The following is an 18,284-nucleotide window of genomic DNA, read 5'->3' on the forward strand; positions in this document are numbered from 1 at the left end:
TAATCAAAGCTGAAACCGCCCCACAGACTTCGACAGTTTTTCGGCCAAGTGAGACAACTCGTCTGTCGTCGAGGCGGTCACTTCAATCACGCGGCTATTGCTTTGCGACATACTCGCAATCATCTCCACCTGATGGGCGATTTCATTGCTTGCCAGGCTCTGCTCGCTGATCGTGCGGGAAATGTCGTTCACCAACTCCGTGGTGTTGAGTGTCGCCTGCAAAATTTCTTGGATTGCGCGTTCGACGTCGGCGGTCACCGTCATGCCCTTGTCCACTTGAGCGACACCCTCCTCCATGCTGGTCACGGCTTCTCGGGTGTTCTGCTGGATACGTCCAACCATACTGGCAATTTCCTGGGTCGACGCGCTGGTACGTCCCGCCAGGCTGCGCACTTCATCGGCAACCACGGCAAAGCCTCGTCCTTGTTCACCGGCACGGGCGGCTTCAATGGCGGCGTTCAGTGCCAGCAGATTGGTTTGGTCGGCGATCCCTTTGATCACCTGGATAATGCTGTAAATTGCCTCGGACTCCTTGTCCAGGGTGCGTATGACTTGGGCCGAGCGCTGCGCTGAACGGGCAATACCATCCATATCATTGACCACTTGGTGAATCACTCGACCGCCATCCTTGGCCAAGGCCTCAGCCTGGTTGGCCACATCCAGGGCCCGCGCGGCATGCTGAGTGATTTCTTCAATGCTGGCGGTCATTTCGCTCGCGGCAGCAGCCATGGTGTTGGCCGCAGCGCTTTGTTGTTGGCTGCTGCCTGCCACTTCATGACAACCATGACTCAGCTGTTCGCTCATACCATTGACCTCATGGGCGTTGCTGCGCACCACTTCGATCATGCTGCGCAGGTCCCGCTGCATTGAGATGAGGCTGCGAATCAATGCGCTGGCCTCGTCCTTGCCGCGTGGTTCGACAATCGGTTCGCTCAGGTTTCCGCGCGCGATACTGGCGGCTATCCGGCTGGCGGTTCCCAGCGGCCCCATGATGCTCGACAGCACCCAGCGGCCCTGAGTCAGCAGCAATAAAAGGCTGGCGACCAGTACCGCAACCAGAGTGAAGTTGGCGCTGCTGATAGTGTGCCGTGTGCCCTCACCGGTCTGTTGGCTATTGGTTTCGATCAGCTCACTCAAGCTGGCCATCTGTTCTTCCAATTGGCTGAATGCCTGATTGAACGTCTCCAACTCCCCGCGGGCGGCTTCCGGATTGTCCAAGGCCTGCGCGACGATGCGCTCGCCGGTACTTATATAGACATCCAGACTGGGTTTGATTTTTTCCAGGCTGGTCTTGAGCGTGACTTCCAACGGCAGTTTGAGGTTTTCGTCTAATACCTGCCGAAAGTGTTCGGCATGCTCCTGCAGCGAGCGGGTGACCTCGGCCCTGGTGCTGGTGCTTTTACCCAAGCCCACCAGCAGCGCCGACAACACGTCTGCGCGCAGGGCATCGTGCATCATGTCGGCTTCCATGTGGTTACGCAGCACCGTCATGCTGACCTCGTTGGCCTGAACGGCTTGGCTCATGCGCGTATTACCCACGTAACTGGCTAGGCTCATGACCAAAGCAGTGAGCAGCCCAGTCACAATCAACAGAACCAAACGTAATTTGATCGTCATACTGGTATCCCTGTACTTGGATTGCCCGTTGGGCGCCCAACCGTTTGAGCGGCATTAGCTGTGTTATCGGCAACAGTTGCCTGTTAGTGAAGACCAAGTTTGGGAATCTGCGCGATTCCCTTAATCTGTCCGACTTTTATCCTGACCGGAATCGTTTATGCCTCGAAGCATTGCCCACCTCGCTCTCCTGCTGGGGTTGATCACCGCCGTTGGCCCCTTCGCCATCGACATCTACCTGCCCGCCCTGCCCACCCTGGGCGCGAGCCTGCAGGCCTCGCCGGCGGCGGTGCAAATGAGCCTGACCGTGTTTTTCATGATCGTCGGTGTGTGCCAACTGTTTTACGGGCCGATCAGTGATGTGTTCGGGCGCAAGCCGCCGATCTATGCGGGGCTGGTGATCTTTGCCGTGGGCAGTGTGGGTTGCGCGCTGGCCCCCACCATCGAGGTGTTGATCGGCTTTCGCGCCCTGCAGGCATTTGGCGCGTGCGCCGGCATGGTGATTCCCCGGGCGATCGTGCGCGACCTCTACACCGGGCATGAGGCGGCGCGGTTGATGGCCTTGCTGATGCTGGTGATGAGTGTCTCGCCGATCCTCGCACCCTTGGCCGGCAGCCTGGTGATTTCACTGTGGAGTTGGCGCGAAGTGTTTGCCGTCCTCGCGGTGGTCGCCGTCGCCTGCCTGGTCATGACCATCCTGCAACTGCCCGAAACCCACCCGGCCGAACGACGCCTGAACAAGACCCTGGGCAGCGCATTCGGCAGCTACGGCGCATTGTTGCGCGACCCGGTTTTTACCGGCCTGTCGCTGGTCAGCGGGTTTGGCCTGGCGACGTTTTTCGTGTTTATCGGTAGCGCGCCGTTCGTGTACATCGAGCATTACGGCCTGACCCCCACGCAGTTCAGCCTGGGTTTTGCACTCAATGCCGCGTCGTTTTTTGCCATGAGCCAACTCACCGCCCGCCTCAGCGCGCGCTTCGGCCTGGCGCCGTTGATTCGTTGGTCGGTGGTAGCCGTCGCCGCCATCATGGCCCTGCTGGCAGCGACCACACTGTGGATTGATAGCCTGCCGGCGATGATGACGCTGCTGTTTGTCGGCTTCGGCTTTCTTGGTTTGCTGTTGCCGGCAGCCGGCGTACTGTCTCTGGAGGATCATGGCGCAGTGGCTGGCTCTGCATCGGCCTTGCTCGGCGCGATCCAGATGATCACCGCCGCTGCGTCCATGACCCTGGTCGGCGTGTTTGCCGACCATACGCCAGCACCGATGCTGATCGGCATCGCACTGTGTGCAGTCGCGGCAATGCTGACCGTGATGTGGACGTTGCGGCGCCTGCCGGCGCATCTGGCGAGCGCCCCGCCCTCCTCCTGATTGTCGCCCCCGAGCCTACAAATCAAACCGATCCACCGCCCGCCGCCGTTCATTGTCGTCGCGCATGTCATAGCTGGCGGTGGTCTGGATGTTGGTGTGATGCGCCAGTTTCTGCGCGATCGACAGGTCATGCTCTTCGATCACCCGGGTAATGAACGAACGTCGAAAGTCATGGGGCATGATCTTCACCCCCACTTGCTCACCGCGCTGGCGGGCGATGTAGTAAATCGCGTGTTTGGTGATGCGTTCCCGGGTGATATGGCTGCCACGGCGGATGCGATTGAACAGGAAGCTATCGTCCTGCTCGCCGTCCTTGAGCTGTTCGCGCCGAAATGCCAGCCACGCCTGCAACTTGGCGAAGGCCCAATCCGGCGCGTACTTGATCAGCTCCTTATTGCCCTTGCCGATCACGCGCAAGCTGCGCTCCTGGAAGTCGATCTGCGCCAGGTCGAGGTTGACCGATTCCGACTTGCGCATGCCCGAGCCATACAGAATGCCGATCACCGCCGCATCCCGCAGGCCCTGGGGGCGTGGGTCGGCGGCGCAGACGTCCATCATTTCGCGGATCAACGTACGTCGCAGGTTGCGCCCCTGGCCCAGTCGCGTGCCGGGCGTGGCCTTGACCGTGCGCATGCGCAGCAAATGGTCCTGGCTGATCAGGCTCAACCGCCAGGCTTCGTTCATCACACCGCGCACCGCATTCACATACAACGACGAGGTATTCGGCGCATAACCGTCCTCGCGCAAGGCGGCCACCAGGGCAATGACGTGTTCGGGCTGCAGTTGGTGCCAGTCGATCTCTTCAAGGTTGATGTCCTCGAAGCCCAGGCGATCGGCGGCATCCTGCAGCACATAGCGCATGGTCAGTTGGCTGGAGGGCGCCAGGCGGGTGAGGTAAAGGGTCAGCGGGTTGCGGATAGACTCAGTCAAGGTAGATCAGCCTTTGGATTAAATACCTCAAGTAACTATATGTTTAATCGAGATATTTAGTGAGTTGGCGAGGGCCGAGTCTAACGCAGGACCCGCCCTGGCACAAAGTCACGGGGCGGTATCGTCATCCTCGGTGGGCGCTGGCGGCTGGGTCTGGGTCTGACTCCACTCGGCGTCCTGTTTCTGCATCAGAGCGAACCAGTGCTGGCGCATGAACGTCAGGTAGGCTTCCGGCGCCTTGGCAAAGTCTTTCTCATCGCCATAGCACCCCGGCAAGGGCAACTCGGTGCCCTGTTCCTTGTACTGGCTGACCAGCGCCTGCTGGCCGGCCACGCTGCAGTCCTTGGGCAACGGCATGCCACGCAGGGCCCCGGCCTCCTCGTCCCACCAACTGGCACCGACGCGGTCAACGCCGCGCAAGCGGAACTTCTGCGACTTGCCGGCATGCATGATCAGTTTGAATTCATTGGGGCTGACATCGCTGGTGCAGGTCCGCGAATAGCCCACGGTGGCTTGGGTGATGCCGTCGCCAGCGAGGTCGGTGACCTTTGTCGCGGCCCTGTCGAAGCGCAAGGACGCATCGAATTCGCAATGCTGGACATCGTCGTAGAGCATCCACACGCGCTTGGGGCGATTGCCGTCGATCAAGTACTGGGCCGCATACACGAACGCCGACTGGGTACCGTCATCGTCCCGCTCGCCAACCTGCTCGGCGAGCACCAGCAGGTTCTTGCCCTGGCGGTCATCCCAGGTATACGCAGCGATCTGCTTGCCACGCACTTCAACGCCCTCCGGCACCTGGTCAATGTCGGTCAGTGCCACTCCGTCATCGGCCCGCACCGTCGTGACGCACGCCACGGTCATCAAAAACCCCATCAACACTGGCCGCAACTGGCCGCGTAAAAGCTGCACGCTATTCATCCGAGTACCCTGGCAAGAGAGCGCTTACTTTACCGGCACTTGGAGGGCATTGCAGAGAAGATTCTTCAATAACATTCAGGGGCCGACGGCGCGCCTCCAAGTTGAACTCAGCCCTCCGGGAAACAGTTCTTATTTCGCCCGCCAACTTAACCCGCTGATGCGCTAATTGTTTTGCTGAACCCTAGCTGTCTACCTGTCAAATAAACGAGTTTTTCATCTGCCTTTCATATCGGTACAACATTTTTACGCTTAATCTTTAACGCAGAACTTCAGACCAAAACCTGTTAAGCCGTCTAACCTTTTGATTATGCAAACACTTCAACGTCGTTCTTCTCATCTGCGTTCCAGGCTTTTGCCCAATGATTGCTGTTGTTTTCAAGCGCCTAGTTGCTCTAAACCTGAGGTCATGAATCTTTGAAACCCTACCCTATTCATTGCGTGTCGATCGTTATCCCGGTCTACAACGAACAAGAGAGCCTGCCTGAATTGCTGCGCCGTACGCGTGCAGCGTGTCAGCAACTGGCTTACGAATACGAAATCATCCTGGTGGATGACGGTAGCCGCGACAAATCCGCCCAGTTGCTCGAAGACGCCGCTGCCGAAGACGGCAGCAACGTGGTCGCGGTGATCCTCAATCGCAACTATGGCCAACATGCGGCGATCATGGCCGGTTTCGAACAGTGCCGCGGCGACGTGGTGATCACCCTGGACGCCGACCTGCAGAACCCGCCGGAAGAAATCCCGCGTCTGGTGGAACAAGCCGCCCTGGGCTATGACGTGGTCGCCACCGTGCGCAACAACCGCCAGGACTCGGCCTTTCGCCGCTGGCCGTCGCGCCTGATCAACCTGGCCGTGCAACGCTCCACCGGCGTGGCCATGACGGACTACGGCTGCATGCTGCGCGCCTACCGCCGCACCATCGTCGACGCCATGCTCGCCTGCCGCGAGCGCAGCACCTTTATCCCGATCCTGGCCAACGGTTTCGCTCGCCACACCACGGAAATCCCGGTGCACCACGCCGAGCGCGAACACGGCGAATCCAAGTACAGCGCGATGCGCCTGATCAGCCTGATGTTCGATCTGCTGACCTGCATGACCACCACGCCACTGCGCCTGCTCTCCATCGTCGGCTTCAGCCTGGCGGCGCTGGGCATGCTGTTCGCCTTCGCCTTGATCGTCCTGCGCCTGGCCTTTGGCGCCCAATGGGCCGGCGATGGCATGTTCGTGCTGTTCGCGGTGCTGTTCGTGTTCACCGGTGGCCAGTTCATCGGCATGGGCCTCTTGGGTGAATACCTGGGCCGCATGTACAGCGATGTGCGCGCACGCCCGCGCTTTTTTATTGAAAAAGTGCTGCGCAACCAACCGGCAGCACCGGCACCCGTGGTCGTCGTTGACGGGCTGCCATCCTCTCATTCCTCCACTTCTGCCGATCAGGTCCACTCATGAGTTCAAAAGCTGTTGTATTCGCGTACCACGATATTGGTTGTGCCGGGATTGAAGCGCTGCTCAACGCAGGTTACGACATCGCTGCCGTGTTCACCCATGCCGACGATCCCAAGGAAAACAACTTCTACGGCTCTGTTGCCCAACTGTGTGCCCGCAATGGCATTCCAGTCCACGCGCCCGAAGACGCCAACCACCCGCTGTGGATCGAACGAATCGCCAAGCTCAACCCGGACTTCATCTTCTCGTTCTACTACCGCAACCTGCTGAGCGAAGCCCTGCTGGCCACCGCCAGCAAAGGCGCATTCAACCTGCACGGCTCGCTGCTGCCGAAATACCGTGGCCGCGCACCGGCCAACTGGGTGCTGGTCAAAGGCGAAACCGAAACCGGCGTGACCCTGCACCGTATGGTCAAGCGTGCCGACGCCGGCGCGATCCTGGCCCAGCAAAAAGTTGTGATCGAGCGTTCCGACACTGGCCTGACCCTGCATGCCAAACTGCGTGACGCCGCCAGCAGCCTGCTGCGCGACGCTTTGCCACAACTGGCTGCGGGCAAACTGGCGGAAACCGCCCAGGACGAGAGCAAGGCCACTTATTTCGGCCGCCGCACTCCAGCGGATGGCAAGTTGGAATGGCAAAAACCGGCTGAAGAGCTGTTCAACTTGGTACGCGCCGTGACGCAACCGTACCCTGGCGCTTTCTGCGCCGTGGGCGAGCACAAGCTGATCGTGTGGCAAGCCGAAGTGGTCCAGGGTAACGAAGGCCTGGCGCCTGGCCGTGTGATCAGCGTCAACCCGCTGCGCATCGCGTGCGGTGAAGACTCGCTGGTGATCAAGTTCGGGCAGCGCAACGACAACGGCCTGTACCTGGCCGGCCCATCCCTGGCCAACGAACTGGGCCTGGTCGACGGTTCCGTGCTGCGCGGCGCCGAGTCCGGCCGCAAGCCACGTAGCACCCGCGTGCTGATCCTGGGTGTGAATGGCTTTATCGGTAACCACCTGTCCGAGCGCCTGCTGCGTGACGACCGTTACGAAGTCTACGGCCTGGACATTGGCTCCGACGCTATCGAGCGTCTGCGCAGCCACCCGAACTTCCATTACGTCGAAGGCGATATCAGCATCCACACCGAGTGGATCGAGTACCACATCAAGAAGTGCGACGTGGTCCTGCCACTGGTGGCCATCGCCACCCCGATCGAATACACCCGCAACCCGCTGCGTGTGTTCGAACTGGACTTCGAAGAAAACCTCAAGCTGGTGCGCTACTGCGTCAAGTACAACAAGCGCGTGATCTTCCCGTCGACCTCCGAAGTCTATGGCATGTGCCAGGACCAGTATTTCGACGAAGACACCTCCAACCTGGTGGTCGGCCCGGTCAACAAACAACGCTGGATCTACTCGGTCTCCAAGCAACTGCTCGACCGCGTGATCTGGGCCTACGGCGCCAAGGGCCTGAATTTCACCCTGTTCCGTCCGTTCAACTGGATGGGCCCACGCCTGGACCGCCTGGACTCGGCGCGTATCGGCAGCTCACGCGCAATCACCCAACTGATCCTGAACCTGGTGGAAGGCACCCCGATCCGCCTGTTCGACGGTGGCGAGCAGAAACGCTGCTTCACCGACATCGCTGATGGCATCGAAGCCCTGGCACGCATCATTGATAACGACAATGACGTCTGCAACGGCCAGATCATCAACATCGGCAACCCGGAAAACGAAGCCAGCATCCGTCAGTTGGGCGAAGAGCTGCTGCGTCAGTTCGAAGCTCACCCGCTGCGCAGCAACTTCCCGCCGTTCGCCGGTTTCCGCGACGTCGAAAGCAAGGCGTTCTACGGCACCGGCTACCAGGACGTGGCACACCGCAAACCGAGCATCGAAAACGCCAAGCGCCTGCTGAACTGGGAGCCGACCGTGGAGATGAGCGAGACCATTGGCAATACGCTGGATTTCTTCCTGCGTGAAGCCATGCTTGAAATCGCGGACAAACGTTAATGCAGGCAGGTCTTCGCATCGACGTCGACACCTACCGAGGCACCCGTGAAGGCGTGCCACGGTTGCTCGAGTCCCTGGATGAAGCCGGGGTAAAAGCGACGTTCTTCTTCAGTGTCGGGCCGGACAATATGGGGCGCCACTTGTGGCGCCTGATCCGCCCGCAGTTCCTGTGGAAGATGCTGCGCTCCAACGCCGCCGGCCTGTATGGCTGGGACATCTTGCTCGCCGGCACCGCCTGGCCGGGCAAGCCGATCGGCCGCGACCTGGGGCACTTGATGCGCCAGGCCAAGGCTGCCGGGCATGAAGTCGGCCTGCACGCCTGGGATCACCATGGCTGGCAGGCCAACGCCGGACGCTGGAGCGACGCGCAACTGATCGAGCAGATTCGACGCGGTGTGGACACCCTGAGCGACATCCTCGGTGAACGCATCGACTGTTCAGCGGCCGCCGGTTGGCGCGCCGATGAACGTGTGGTGCAAGCCAAGCAAGGTTTCAACTTTCGCTACAACAGCGATTGCCGGGGCGCCAGCCTGTTTCGTCCGACCCTGGCCGATGGCAGCGCGGGCACCCCACAAATTCCGGTGGACCTCCCGACCTTCGACGAAGTCGTCGGGCCGGTGGTGGCCGCCAAAGATTTCAATGGCTTCATTCTTGACCGATTCACCGAATCGAAGCTCAACGTCTACACGATCCACGCAGAAGTAGAAGGGATTCTGATGGCCAACGATTTTCGCCAGTTGCTAGCCCAGGCAGGGCAGCGCGGCATCGACTTCAAACCGCTGGGCGACTTGCTGCCGGCGGACCTTTCCACCCTGCCCCAGCAACAACTGGTGCGTGGCGCCCTGAGCGGCCGTGAGGGTTGGCTCGGAGTGCAGCAGGCATGATCGGCCGTTGGGCGCAGCCCTTGCTGCTGCTGGCGTTTGCGCTGTTTTATCTGCTGCCGCTGACCACCCATGGCTTGTGGATTCCAGATGAAACCCGCTATGCGCAGATCAGCCAGGAAATGCTGCTGACCGGCAAGTGGGCCTCGCCGCACTTCATGGGAATTCGCTATTTCGAAAAACCGGCGGCGGGTTACTGGATGATCGCGCTGGGCCAGGCAATCTTCGGACAGAACCTGTTCGGTGTGCGCTTCGCTTCAGCCTTGAGCACCGGCCTGAGCATCCTGCTGGTGTACCTGGTGTCGCGCCGACTGTGGAATGACCCGCAAAAAAGCCTGATCAGCACCGTGCTGTACATGAGTTTTGTCAGCGTGGCGGCCCTGGGCGGTTACGCCAACCTCGATCCGCAGTTCACCTTCTGGGTCAACCTGACGGGCGTGGCCTTGTGGTTTTGCTTCGACAGCACCAACCGCAGCGGTCGGTTGTGGTCGTGGGCACTGCTCGGATTTGCCTGTGGCATGGGCTTCATGACCAAGGGTTTCCTGGCGTTGCTGCTGCCGGTGTTGATCGCCCTGCCCTACGCCCTGTGGCAGAAACGCTTTCGCGAGCTCGTAGGCTACGGCGTGGTTGCGGTGGTGGTTGCCATCGTCGTCAGTGCCCCGTGGGCCCTGACCGTGCACCTGCAAGAGCCGGACTACTGGCATTTCTTCTTCTGGCACGAGCATATCCAGCGCTTCGCCGGTGACGACGCGCAGCATGCCGAACCGTTCTGGTACTACGTGCCGTTGCTGATCGCCTTCAGCCTGCCGTGGGTGGCGCTGCTGCCATCCACCCTCAAGCAGGCGTGGCTGGAAAAACGCAGTGCGAAAATCGGGTTTATCTTGCTGTGGCTGCTGATGCCCCTGGCGTTCTTCAGCCTGGCCAAAGGTAAGTTGCCGTCCTACATCATGCCGTGCCTGTTGCCGCTGGCCTTGCTGATGGGCCACACCCTGGCCGTCAAACTGGCCCAGGGCCGTGACCGCGCCTTGCGCATCAACGGCTGGCTGAACCTGGTCATCGGCATCGTGGCATTGCTTGCGCTGAGCTGGCTCCAACTGAAGAAACCGGTGTATGAACACGGCCAGGAAACCCTCAGCCTGGTGCTGGTATTTGCATTCCTGTTCGGCTGGATTCTCGTCAACCTGTTGCAGGCCGCGCGCCCTTCCAAGCTGTGGGCGGCGCCAATCATCGGCAGTTGGCTGATGGTCGCCCTGCTGCCGGCCGCATTGCCGCACTCGGTGGTCTATAACAAGACCCCGGATCAGTTCATCATCGACCACCTGCCAGAGCTGCGTCCGGCCACGGCGTTGCTGAGCAACGACCTGGGCGCCGCATCGGCGCTGGCGTGGCGCCTGCAACGCCCGGACGTGACGCTCTACAACACCGTTGGTGAAGTGAAATACGGCCTCGCTTACCCGGATGCCAGCCATCACAAGGTCGACACCACCCAAATCCAGGCGTGGATGAGCGAAGCGCGCAAAAAAGGCCCGGTTGGCGTGGTAATGCGCGTTAAAGGTGACGATGAAAAGGCCGAAATTGCTTTGCTGCCCAATGACGGTCAGCACTACGAGCAAGGCAATATCGTGATTCTGATTTTTGCGCAGGTGACACCTTGATCACCTTGTTACTGTTATTGGCCGCCTGCCTGCTGACCTGCATGGGTCAGGTCTCGCAAAAATTTGCGGTGGAAAGCTGGCGTGACCTGCCTGAAGGCTGGGCGTTAAAACTGCGCTCGCCCTGGCTGTGGTCGGCGCTGGTGTGCCTGGGCCTGGGCCTGCTGGTGTGGCTGCTGGTGTTGCAACGCCTGGAGGTCGGCGTTGCCTACCCCATGCTCAGCCTGAACTTTGTACTGGTCACGCTGGTGGCACGGTTTGTCTTCCATGAGCCCATCGACCGCCGCCACTGGCTTGGCGTGGCGCTGGTGATTGGCGGTGTCGTGCTGCTGGGGCGCCACGTATGAGCCGAGTCCGAGGCTTTGCACTGGCCCTGGGCAGCGTCGGCCTGGTCAGCGCCGCCCAGTTGGGCATGCGCTGGAGCATGACGCGCTTGCCGCAGCCCAACGAATGGCTCAGCGCCCACATCGACCTGAGCGCCCTCGGCGTGGTGATCCTGGCGATCCTTGCCTATGCCCTGTCGATGCTCTGCTGGCTCGGTGCGCTGAAGCACCTGCCCCTGGGCCGCGCCTATTCGCTGCTGAGCATCAGTTACGCGCTGGTGTACCTGCTCGCCGCCAGCCTGCCGGTGTTCAACGAACATTTTTCCGTATCAAAAACCCTGGGGGTGGCCTTGGTCATCCTCGGTGTACTGGTTATCAACTCTCGTCGTGCTAGCGCTACAAGTCCCAGGAAAGCCCCATGAAAATCAGCGTATTTGGTAGTGGTTACGTCGGTCTGGTGCAGGCCACTGTGTTGGCGGAAGTCGGCCACGATGTCATCTGCATGGACGTCGATCAAAACAAGGTCAAGCTGTTGCAGCAAGGCCACGTGAGTATCTTCGAGCCTGGGCTGGCCGCGATGGTCAAGGAAAACCTGGAAAGCGGTCGATTGCACTTCACGTTCGATGAAAAACTCGCCGTCGAACACGGTGAAGTGCTGTTCATCGCCGTGGGCACGCCGTCGGATGAAGATGGCTCGGCCGATCTCAAATACGTGCTGTCGGTAGGCGATGCCGTGGCCCGTCACCGCATCGACCCGGTGATCCTGGTGGAGAAGTCCACCGTACCGGTCGGTACTGGCGACACCCTGCGCGCCCATATCGAAAAAGCCCTCAACCTGGTTGGTCGGCATCTGGAGTTCGATATCGTCTCCAACCCGGAATTCCTCAAGGAAGGCTCCGCCGTTTCGGACTGCCGCCGCCCGGACCGCATCATCATCGGCTGCGAGCGTGAAGAGGTGCGCGAGGTGATGCGCGACCTGTACGCGCCGTTCAACCGCAACCATGACCGCATCATCTTCATGGACCTGCGCAGCGCGGAGCTGACCAAATACGCCGCCAACTGCATGCTGGCGACCAAGATCAGCTTCATCAACCAGATCGCCGAACTGGCCGAACACCTGGGCGCGGACATCGAAGCCGTGCGCCTGGGGATCGGTGCCGACTCGCGCATCGGCTATCACTTCATCTACCCCGGTTGCGGCTACGGCGGTTCGTGCTTCCCCAAAGACATGCGCGCGCTGATCCACAGTGCCAAGCAGGCCAACTGCTCCAGCGACCTGCTGGAAGCCGTGGAAGCCATCAACCAGCGCCAAAAGAGCAAATTGTTCGAACGGCTCAATGCGTTCTTCAAGGGCAACCTCAACGGCAAGACGTTCGCCTTGTGGGGCCTGGCCTTCAAACCCAACACCGACGACATGCGCGATGCGCCCAGCCGCGTGCTGATGGAAGCCTTGTGGGCCGCCGGCGCCAACGTACGCGCCTTTGACCCGGAAGCCATGCAGGAAACCCAACGCATCTACGGCGACGAGCCACGACTGATGCTGATGGGCACGCCGGAATCCACCTTGGTGGGCGCCGACGCGCTGATTGTCTGCACCGAATGGCAGCAGTTCAAGGCGCCGGATTTTGACCTCATCCTTCAGCGCCTGAAAACCCCGGTGATCTTCGACGGCCGCAACCTGTATGACGGCGAACGCCTGGCGCGCAAAGGCTTCCAGTATTTCCCGATGGGCCGCGGCGATTCCTGCCAGTTGCCGATTCCCCAGCAACAGTGGGTGCCACGAGTCGTGGAAGCCTGACGTGAACAAAGTTCAACCGCCTCTGTTGAATGCAACCATCCGCCGCCAATCCCTCGGTTTGGGATTGTTGGCGCTGTTGCTGTTTATCGCCGGCAACTGGCACCAGGCAATTATCGGCTTCGACTCGCGCTTCGTGCTGTTTGCCAAGGAGATGCTGCGCCATGGGCCAAGTTTTTTTCCCACCACCTACGGGCAGCCCTATGCCGATTACCTGGCCACCTCGACGCTGCTGACCTGGCTGCTGTCGTGGCCTTTTGGGCAGGTCACCAGCCTCACGGCCTGGCTGCCTACGGCGATCGCATCCGCGCTGATCGTCACCCTGATGTACCGCCTGACGGCGCCCTACTCCCGGCGCTGGGGACTGCTGAGCGTTGCGATCCTGTTGCTCAGCAGCACCTTTATCAGCGAAACCCGCGCGGTGTCCCTCGACCAGATGCTCGCGGCCATCGCCCTGGCGGTGTTTTACCTGGGCTATGCCCATGACCATTTCGGTGCGGGTAAACGCCTGCACTGGCTGTACCTGCTACTGATCATCGGCTTTGCGATTCGCGGACCGATTGGTCTAGTCATCCCCACGGGCATGCTGTGCAGCTACTACCTGATTAACCGGCAATGGCGCCAGTTGTTCAGTTTCGGCTTGCTGGCCCTGGCGCTACTGGTGGCCTGTGTTGGCCTGCTGTTGCTGATGGCCAAGCTCAGCGGCGGCGAAAGTTTCATGCAGGACGTGATTCGCATGCAGTTCCTCGGACGCATGGATGGCAGCGAAGGCTCCAGCGGCGCGCTGTATTACTTCACCAGTTCGCTGGGCAATTACGCCCTGGCTTATCCCGTGGCGCTGCTGGTATTGCTGGCAGTGGCGCTGGGCGGACGGCATGCGCCGCAGCCGGCCCTGCAATTGGTGTTGTATTGCGCGGCCGCTGGTTTGCTGGTGATGCTGGGGCTGTCGATTCCCCAGGCAAAGAAGGCCCGTTATGTGCTGCCGATGTTGCCCATGGCGGCGATCATCGCGGCCTACCCGTTCCAGGTCACGCAGGGCCGACTGTTCGCGTGGTTGCGCGGGCTGATGCTGGGCCTATGGACGCTGCTTCCGGCCCTCTTGATCGGCGTGCTGCTGTTCGCACGAGGGCGCTACCCGCAACAATTGAGCCACCTGGGGCTGATGATCGGCGTGCTTGGGGCGCTGCAGGCGGTTGCATTGCTGACATTGTTCAGGCCGCGTCTAAGACCGGTGGGGCCGGCGTTTGCAGGCGTGCTGGCGGTGTGGGCCACCTATATTGGCGTGGTCGAGCCGGTGGAGCGCAGCATCTACGACACCCGCACCTTTACGCTGCAGGTGCATGAGCAGGTCACGCAACAGCGTGCACCGGTGGTATTGCACGGGCTGGGCAAAGACGCCAAGGCCATCAAGTTCATGGTCAACCTCGACTGCGACCAAGTGCCGTTGTTTACCCAGCAACCCTCCGACCTGACCCCGCTGCAAGGCCCGGCCTGGCTGGTGATGAGCGCGGCGGATTACGAGAGTTTGAAAGACCCGCGCTTTCGTTCCATCACCCCAACCCTGACCGGTGAGTTCGACCGTAACCCCTACGTGTTGCTGCACTTGGCCCAGACGCCAAAGCCTTGATCCTCCTGCGCCTGCATTCGCGGCGCAGAAAACTCCTACACATCTATGCGTAATGACTGGTGTCATTTCACTTTCCCGTGCCTGAAACCCAAATGTAAACTCAACAGCCAAATGCGGTAACGATTTACCGCCACGGGTCATGGATAACAACAAGGACGCTATAGGCCGCCGCCACCACCGCGGCCTATTTCATAAGAGGAACAAAGCCGTGCCAGATGAGGTTTCACGTGATAGCCGCGACGAAATACATGTGGGCTATATCCCCGTCCCACGCCTTGACAGGCTGATGGAACTGCGCGATGCCTTGGTGGCGCTGAAAGGGCCGTTGGCCAGCGATCCAGGGCTGCAAGCGAACCTGCTCAACCGGATGTTCAACGAAGAGACACACAACCGCGTGCTGGGGGAGTTGAACATACCGGTCACCTCCGTGATCTGCTCGATCCCTTTTGGCTGAAACGCGTTGAATCCATTAATTTTGCATTAAACCCTCATTAATATGCATTGGCACCGCACGGGCCCGCGCGGCACACTGCACCCGTTCCTCCCCCAGATTTTGGAACGTTCAAAGGGCTTTTCCGGGCAACCAGACAAGCCTTTTTTTTGTCCGCCGTTTATGGATTCCTCTTCAATGTCCGCTCGTTGGTTCCCCGCCGCTATCAATACCCGTCCCACCGAATGGGGCCGTGCCGCCCTTGGTATGGCAGTGGGTACGTTGTTCAGTGTCTGGCTATGTGCCCAAGTGTTTGGCATGGAGGTGGCCTTGCACCTGCTGGGTCCGCTGGGGGCTTCGGCGGTCTTGCTGTTTGCCGTGTCGTCCGGTGCGCTGGCTCAACCCTGGTCGATCATCGGCAGTTATTTGTGCGCAGGTGTCGTGGCGTTGCTGGTCGCGCGCGTGCTCGAGCGGACCCTGGGCAGTGCCTGCCTGGCGGCCGGCATGGCGTTGATCCTGATGTGCTGGCTGCGCTGCCTGCACCCACCCGCCGGTGGCCTGGCCATGACCCTGGTGTTGGCCGACCCGGCCTCCGCCGCCCTCGGCTGGCAGGAGCTGGGGGCGGTGCTGCTCGGCGCCGGCACCCTGCTGGTGTTTGCGCTGGCCTATAACAATGCGACGCGAACGCGCTATCCCAAGGGCGTCGCAGAGGCGTCAGTGACGATCTTGAAGAGCCCCACTGCCGGCCCAAACCCTGCGGTGACGGCTGCCGACCTCAAGCTGGCATTGGCCGAGATGGAACAGTTTTACGACGTAGCGCCCACGGAACTGGAGCAATTGATTCACGCAGCGGAAACCCACGCGCGGCGGCGCAGCATCGGCGAAGTGCTGGCAAGCCGCGTGCCCTGAGGCTGCGTAGACTCTCTGCATAAATGCAAGAACGACCTGCAGGATTCCGGGTTGTACTGAGCAAATTTGCACTGGTACGATCGCGAGACGATTCGCCCGCGAACATCTTGATAAAGAACAATAAAAGCAGGGAGTTACAGATGACTGCTCAGGTTTCAACCGAAGCACGCCACGCCGATACACATCAAGAAGAGGTGGTGGCCCAGATCCGCAACCATATCGGTCACCTCACCCTCAACCGTCCCGCCGGCTTGAATGCCATCACCCTGAACATGGTCCGCAGCCTGGCGCAGCATCTGCAGACCTGGTCCGAAGATCCCGAGGTCTACGCCGTGGTGTTGCGCGGCGCCGGTGAAAAGGCCTTCTGTGCCGGCGGCGACATTCGCTCCCTCTACGACAGCTTTAAAAGCGGCGACACCCTGCACGAGGATTTCTTCGTCGAGGAATACGCCCTGGACCTGGCCATCCACCACTATCGCAAACCCATACTGGCGCTGATGGACGGGTTTGTCCTGGGCGGCGGCATGGGCCTGGTGCAAGGCGCGGATTTGCGCGTCGTCACCGAACGCAGCCGCCTGGCGATGCCGGAAGTGGCCATCGGGTATTTCCCCGATGTGGGCGGCAGCTATTTCCTGCCGCGTATCCCCGGCGAGCTGGGGATCTACCTGGGCGTCACCGGCGTACAGATTCGTGCGGCAGACGCGTTGTACTGCGGCCTGGCCGACTGGTACCTGGAGAGCGCCAGGCTCGCCGACCTGGACCAGAAGCTCGATGGCCTGCAATGGCAAGACTCTGCGCTCAAGGACCTGCAAGGGGTGCTGGCCAAGCTGGCCGTGCAGCAATTGCCCGACGCGCCGCTGGCGGCGTTACGCCCGGCCATCGACCACTTCTTCGCCCTGCCGGACATTGAAAGCATCGTCGAACAACTTCAACAAGTCACCGTTGCCGACAGCCATGAGTGGGCGCTGACCACCGCCAATCTCATGCAAACCCGCTCGCCCCTGGCCATGGCCGTGACCCTGGCAATGTTGCGCCGAGGCCGGCACCTGCCCCTGGAGCGCTGCTTTGCCCTCGAACTGCACCTGGACCGCCAGTGGTTCGAGCGCGGCGACCTGATCGAGGGCGTCCGCGCCCTGATCATCGACAAGGACAAAACCCCGCACTGGAACCCGCCAACGCTCCATGGACTGGACAAAAACCATGTCGAAAGCTTCTTCCATAACTTCGAGCAGGTTGGTAAATAACCCATGCAAGACATTGAATACACAGAAGAACAAGTGATGATTCGTGACATGGCCCGCGACTTCGCCCGAGGTGAAATCGCCCCCCATGCCCAAGCCTGGGAAAAAGCTGGCTGGATCGACGACGCCCTCGTGGCGAAGATGGGCGAACTGGGCCTGCTGGGCATGGTGGTGCCGGAAGAATGGGGCGGTACCTACGTCGATTACGTCGCCTATGCCCTCGCCGTGGAGGAAATTTCCGCCGGCGACGGCGCTACCGGCGCGCTGATGAGTATCCATAATTCAGTGGGTTGCGGGCCGATCCTCAACTACGGCACACACGCCCAGAAACAGACCTGGCTGGCTGACCTCGCCAGCGGCCAGGCCATCGGCTGCTTCTGCCTGACCGAACCCCAGGCCGGTTCCGAAGCCCACAACCTGCGCACCCGCGCGGAGTTGCGCGACGGCCAATGGGTGATCAATGGCGCCAAGCAGTTTGTCAGCAACGGCAAGCGCGCCAAACTGGCGATCGTATTTGCCGTGACCGATCCAGACTTGGGCAAGAAAGGCATTTCCGCGTTCCTGGTACCCACCGACACGCCGGGGTTCGTGGTCGACCGCACTGAACACAAGATGGGCATTCGCGCCTCGGACACCTGCGCCGTGACCCTCAACCACTGCAGCGTGCCCGAGGCCAACCTGTTGGGCGAACGCGGCAAGGGCCTGGCGATCGCGCTGTCGAACCTGGAAGGCGGCCGCATCGGTATTGCCGCCCAGGCACTTGGCATCGCCCGAGCCGCCTTTGAAGCAGCGCTGGCCTATGCCCGAGACCGTGTGCAATTCGACAAGGCGATCATCGAGCACCAGAGCGTGGCCAACCTGCTGGCGGACATGCAAACCCGCCTGAATGCCGCCCGCTTGTTGATCCTGCATGCCGCACGGCTGCGCAGTGCCGGCAAACCGTGCCTGTCGGAAGCCTCCCAGGCCAAGCTGTTCGCCTCGGAAATGGCCGAAAAGGTCTGTTCCTCGGCCATGCAGATTCATGGTGGCTACGGCTATCTGGAGGATTACCCGGTGGAGCGTTACTACCGGGATGCGCGGATCACGCAAATCTATGAAGGGACCAGCGAGATTCAGCGGATGGTGATTGCGCGGGAACTGAAAAATTATCAGCTATAA

The 18,284-nt window shown here is 60.8% G+C and carries 16 protein-coding genes; 13 read left to right on the forward strand and 3 right to left on the reverse strand.

Features of this window, described 5'->3' with window-relative positions; all coding sequences use genetic code 11:
* Positions 1–3 precede the first annotated feature (3 nt).
* A complete protein-coding gene (locus ACLH0J_RS19400) occupies positions 4–1,617 on the reverse strand; it encodes a methyl-accepting chemotaxis protein (RefSeq protein ID WP_411388567.1) in 1,614 nt (537 codons plus the stop codon).
* Between the two features lie 157 nt (positions 1,618–1,774).
* On the opposite strand from ACLH0J_RS19400, the gene ACLH0J_RS19405 reads away from it, so the two are divergent.
* A complete protein-coding gene (locus tag ACLH0J_RS19405; RefSeq protein WP_411388568.1) occupies positions 1,775–2,983 on the forward strand; it encodes a multidrug effflux MFS transporter in 1,209 nt (402 codons plus the stop codon).
* A gap of 15 nt (positions 2,984–2,998) precedes the next feature.
* Here the strand turns inward: ACLH0J_RS19405 and xerC are convergent, their stop codons facing one another.
* Entirely contained in the window at positions 2,999–3,913 is a 915-nt protein-coding gene (gene xerC, locus ACLH0J_RS19410) for a tyrosine recombinase XerC (RefSeq protein WP_411388569.1), read from the reverse strand.
* A 108-nt stretch (positions 3,914–4,021) separates the two neighbouring features.
* Positions 4,022–4,834 carry a M949_RS01915 family surface polysaccharide biosynthesis protein gene (locus tag ACLH0J_RS19415; RefSeq protein WP_411388570.1) on the reverse strand — a complete coding sequence of 271 codons (813 nt, stop codon included), beginning with the start codon at positions 4,832–4,834 and terminating at the stop codon, positions 4,022–4,024.
* 414 nt (positions 4,835–5,248) lie between these two features.
* On the opposite strand from ACLH0J_RS19415, the gene arnC reads away from it, so the two are divergent.
* The 12 genes from arnC (at position 5,249) to ACLH0J_RS19475 (ending at position 18,284) form a co-directional block, all read left to right on the forward strand.
* The gene (gene arnC, locus ACLH0J_RS19420; protein WP_411388571.1) at positions 5,249–6,280 is read left to right on the forward strand and encodes an undecaprenyl-phosphate 4-deoxy-4-formamido-L-arabinose transferase; all 1,032 of its coding nucleotides are present in this window, start codon (positions 5,249–5,251) and stop codon (positions 6,278–6,280) included.
* Entirely contained in the window at positions 6,277–8,268 is a 1,992-nt protein-coding gene (arnA, locus tag ACLH0J_RS19425) for a bifunctional UDP-4-amino-4-deoxy-L-arabinose formyltransferase/UDP-glucuronic acid oxidase ArnA (RefSeq protein WP_411388572.1), read from the forward strand. The genes arnC and arnA overlap by 4 nt, the downstream gene beginning before the upstream one ends.
* Entirely contained in the window at positions 8,268–9,152 is an 885-nt protein-coding gene (gene arnD / locus ACLH0J_RS19430) for a 4-deoxy-4-formamido-L-arabinose-phosphoundecaprenol deformylase (protein WP_411388573.1), read from the forward strand. The genes arnA and arnD overlap by 1 nt, the downstream gene beginning before the upstream one ends.
* Entirely contained in the window at positions 9,149–10,804 is a 1,656-nt protein-coding gene (arnT, locus tag ACLH0J_RS19435; RefSeq protein WP_411388574.1) for a lipid IV(A) 4-amino-4-deoxy-L-arabinosyltransferase, read from the forward strand. The genes arnD and arnT overlap by 4 nt, the downstream gene beginning before the upstream one ends.
* Positions 10,801–11,148: a 4-amino-4-deoxy-L-arabinose-phosphoundecaprenol flippase subunit ArnE gene (arnE, locus tag ACLH0J_RS19440; protein WP_411388575.1), complete on the forward strand. Its 348-nt coding sequence runs from the start codon at positions 10,801–10,803 to the stop codon at positions 11,146–11,148. Before arnT ends, arnE begins: the two co-directional genes overlap by 4 nt.
* On the forward strand, positions 11,145–11,546 hold the full coding sequence (arnF, locus tag ACLH0J_RS19445; protein ID WP_411388576.1) for a 4-amino-4-deoxy-L-arabinose-phosphoundecaprenol flippase subunit ArnF: 402 nt from the start codon (positions 11,145–11,147) through the stop codon (positions 11,544–11,546). Before arnE ends, arnF begins: the two co-directional genes overlap by 4 nt.
* On the forward strand, positions 11,543–12,922 hold the full coding sequence (locus ACLH0J_RS19450; RefSeq protein WP_411388577.1) for a UDP-glucose dehydrogenase family protein: 1,380 nt from the start codon (positions 11,543–11,545) through the stop codon (positions 12,920–12,922). Before arnF ends, ACLH0J_RS19450 begins: the two co-directional genes overlap by 4 nt.
* Position 12,923: 1 nt before the next feature.
* Positions 12,924–14,546 (forward strand): ArnT family glycosyltransferase, encoded by a 1,623-nt coding sequence (locus ACLH0J_RS19455; protein ID WP_411388578.1) that lies wholly within the window; start codon positions 12,924–12,926, stop codon positions 14,544–14,546.
* A gap of 286 nt (positions 14,547–14,832) precedes the next feature.
* The gene (locus tag ACLH0J_RS19460) at positions 14,833–15,000 is read left to right on the forward strand and encodes a hypothetical protein (RefSeq protein WP_411388579.1); all 168 of its coding nucleotides are present in this window, start codon (positions 14,833–14,835) and stop codon (positions 14,998–15,000) included.
* A gap of 174 nt (positions 15,001–15,174) precedes the next feature.
* Entirely contained in the window at positions 15,175–15,885 is a 711-nt protein-coding gene (locus ACLH0J_RS19465) for an HPP family protein (protein WP_411388580.1), read from the forward strand.
* Between the two features lie 140 nt (positions 15,886–16,025).
* Positions 16,026–17,129: an enoyl-CoA hydratase/isomerase family protein gene (locus tag ACLH0J_RS19470; RefSeq protein ID WP_411388581.1), complete on the forward strand. Its 1,104-nt coding sequence runs from the start codon at positions 16,026–16,028 to the stop codon at positions 17,127–17,129.
* Positions 17,130–17,132: 3 nt separating this feature from the next.
* Positions 17,133–18,284 carry an acyl-CoA dehydrogenase family protein gene (locus tag ACLH0J_RS19475; protein WP_411388582.1) on the forward strand — a complete coding sequence of 384 codons (1,152 nt, stop codon included), beginning with the start codon at positions 17,133–17,135 and terminating at the stop codon, positions 18,282–18,284.

The organism is Pseudomonas sp. MPB23 (genome assembly GCF_046605395.1).
Lineage (GTDB): Bacteria > Pseudomonadota > Gammaproteobacteria > Pseudomonadales > Pseudomonadaceae > Aquipseudomonas.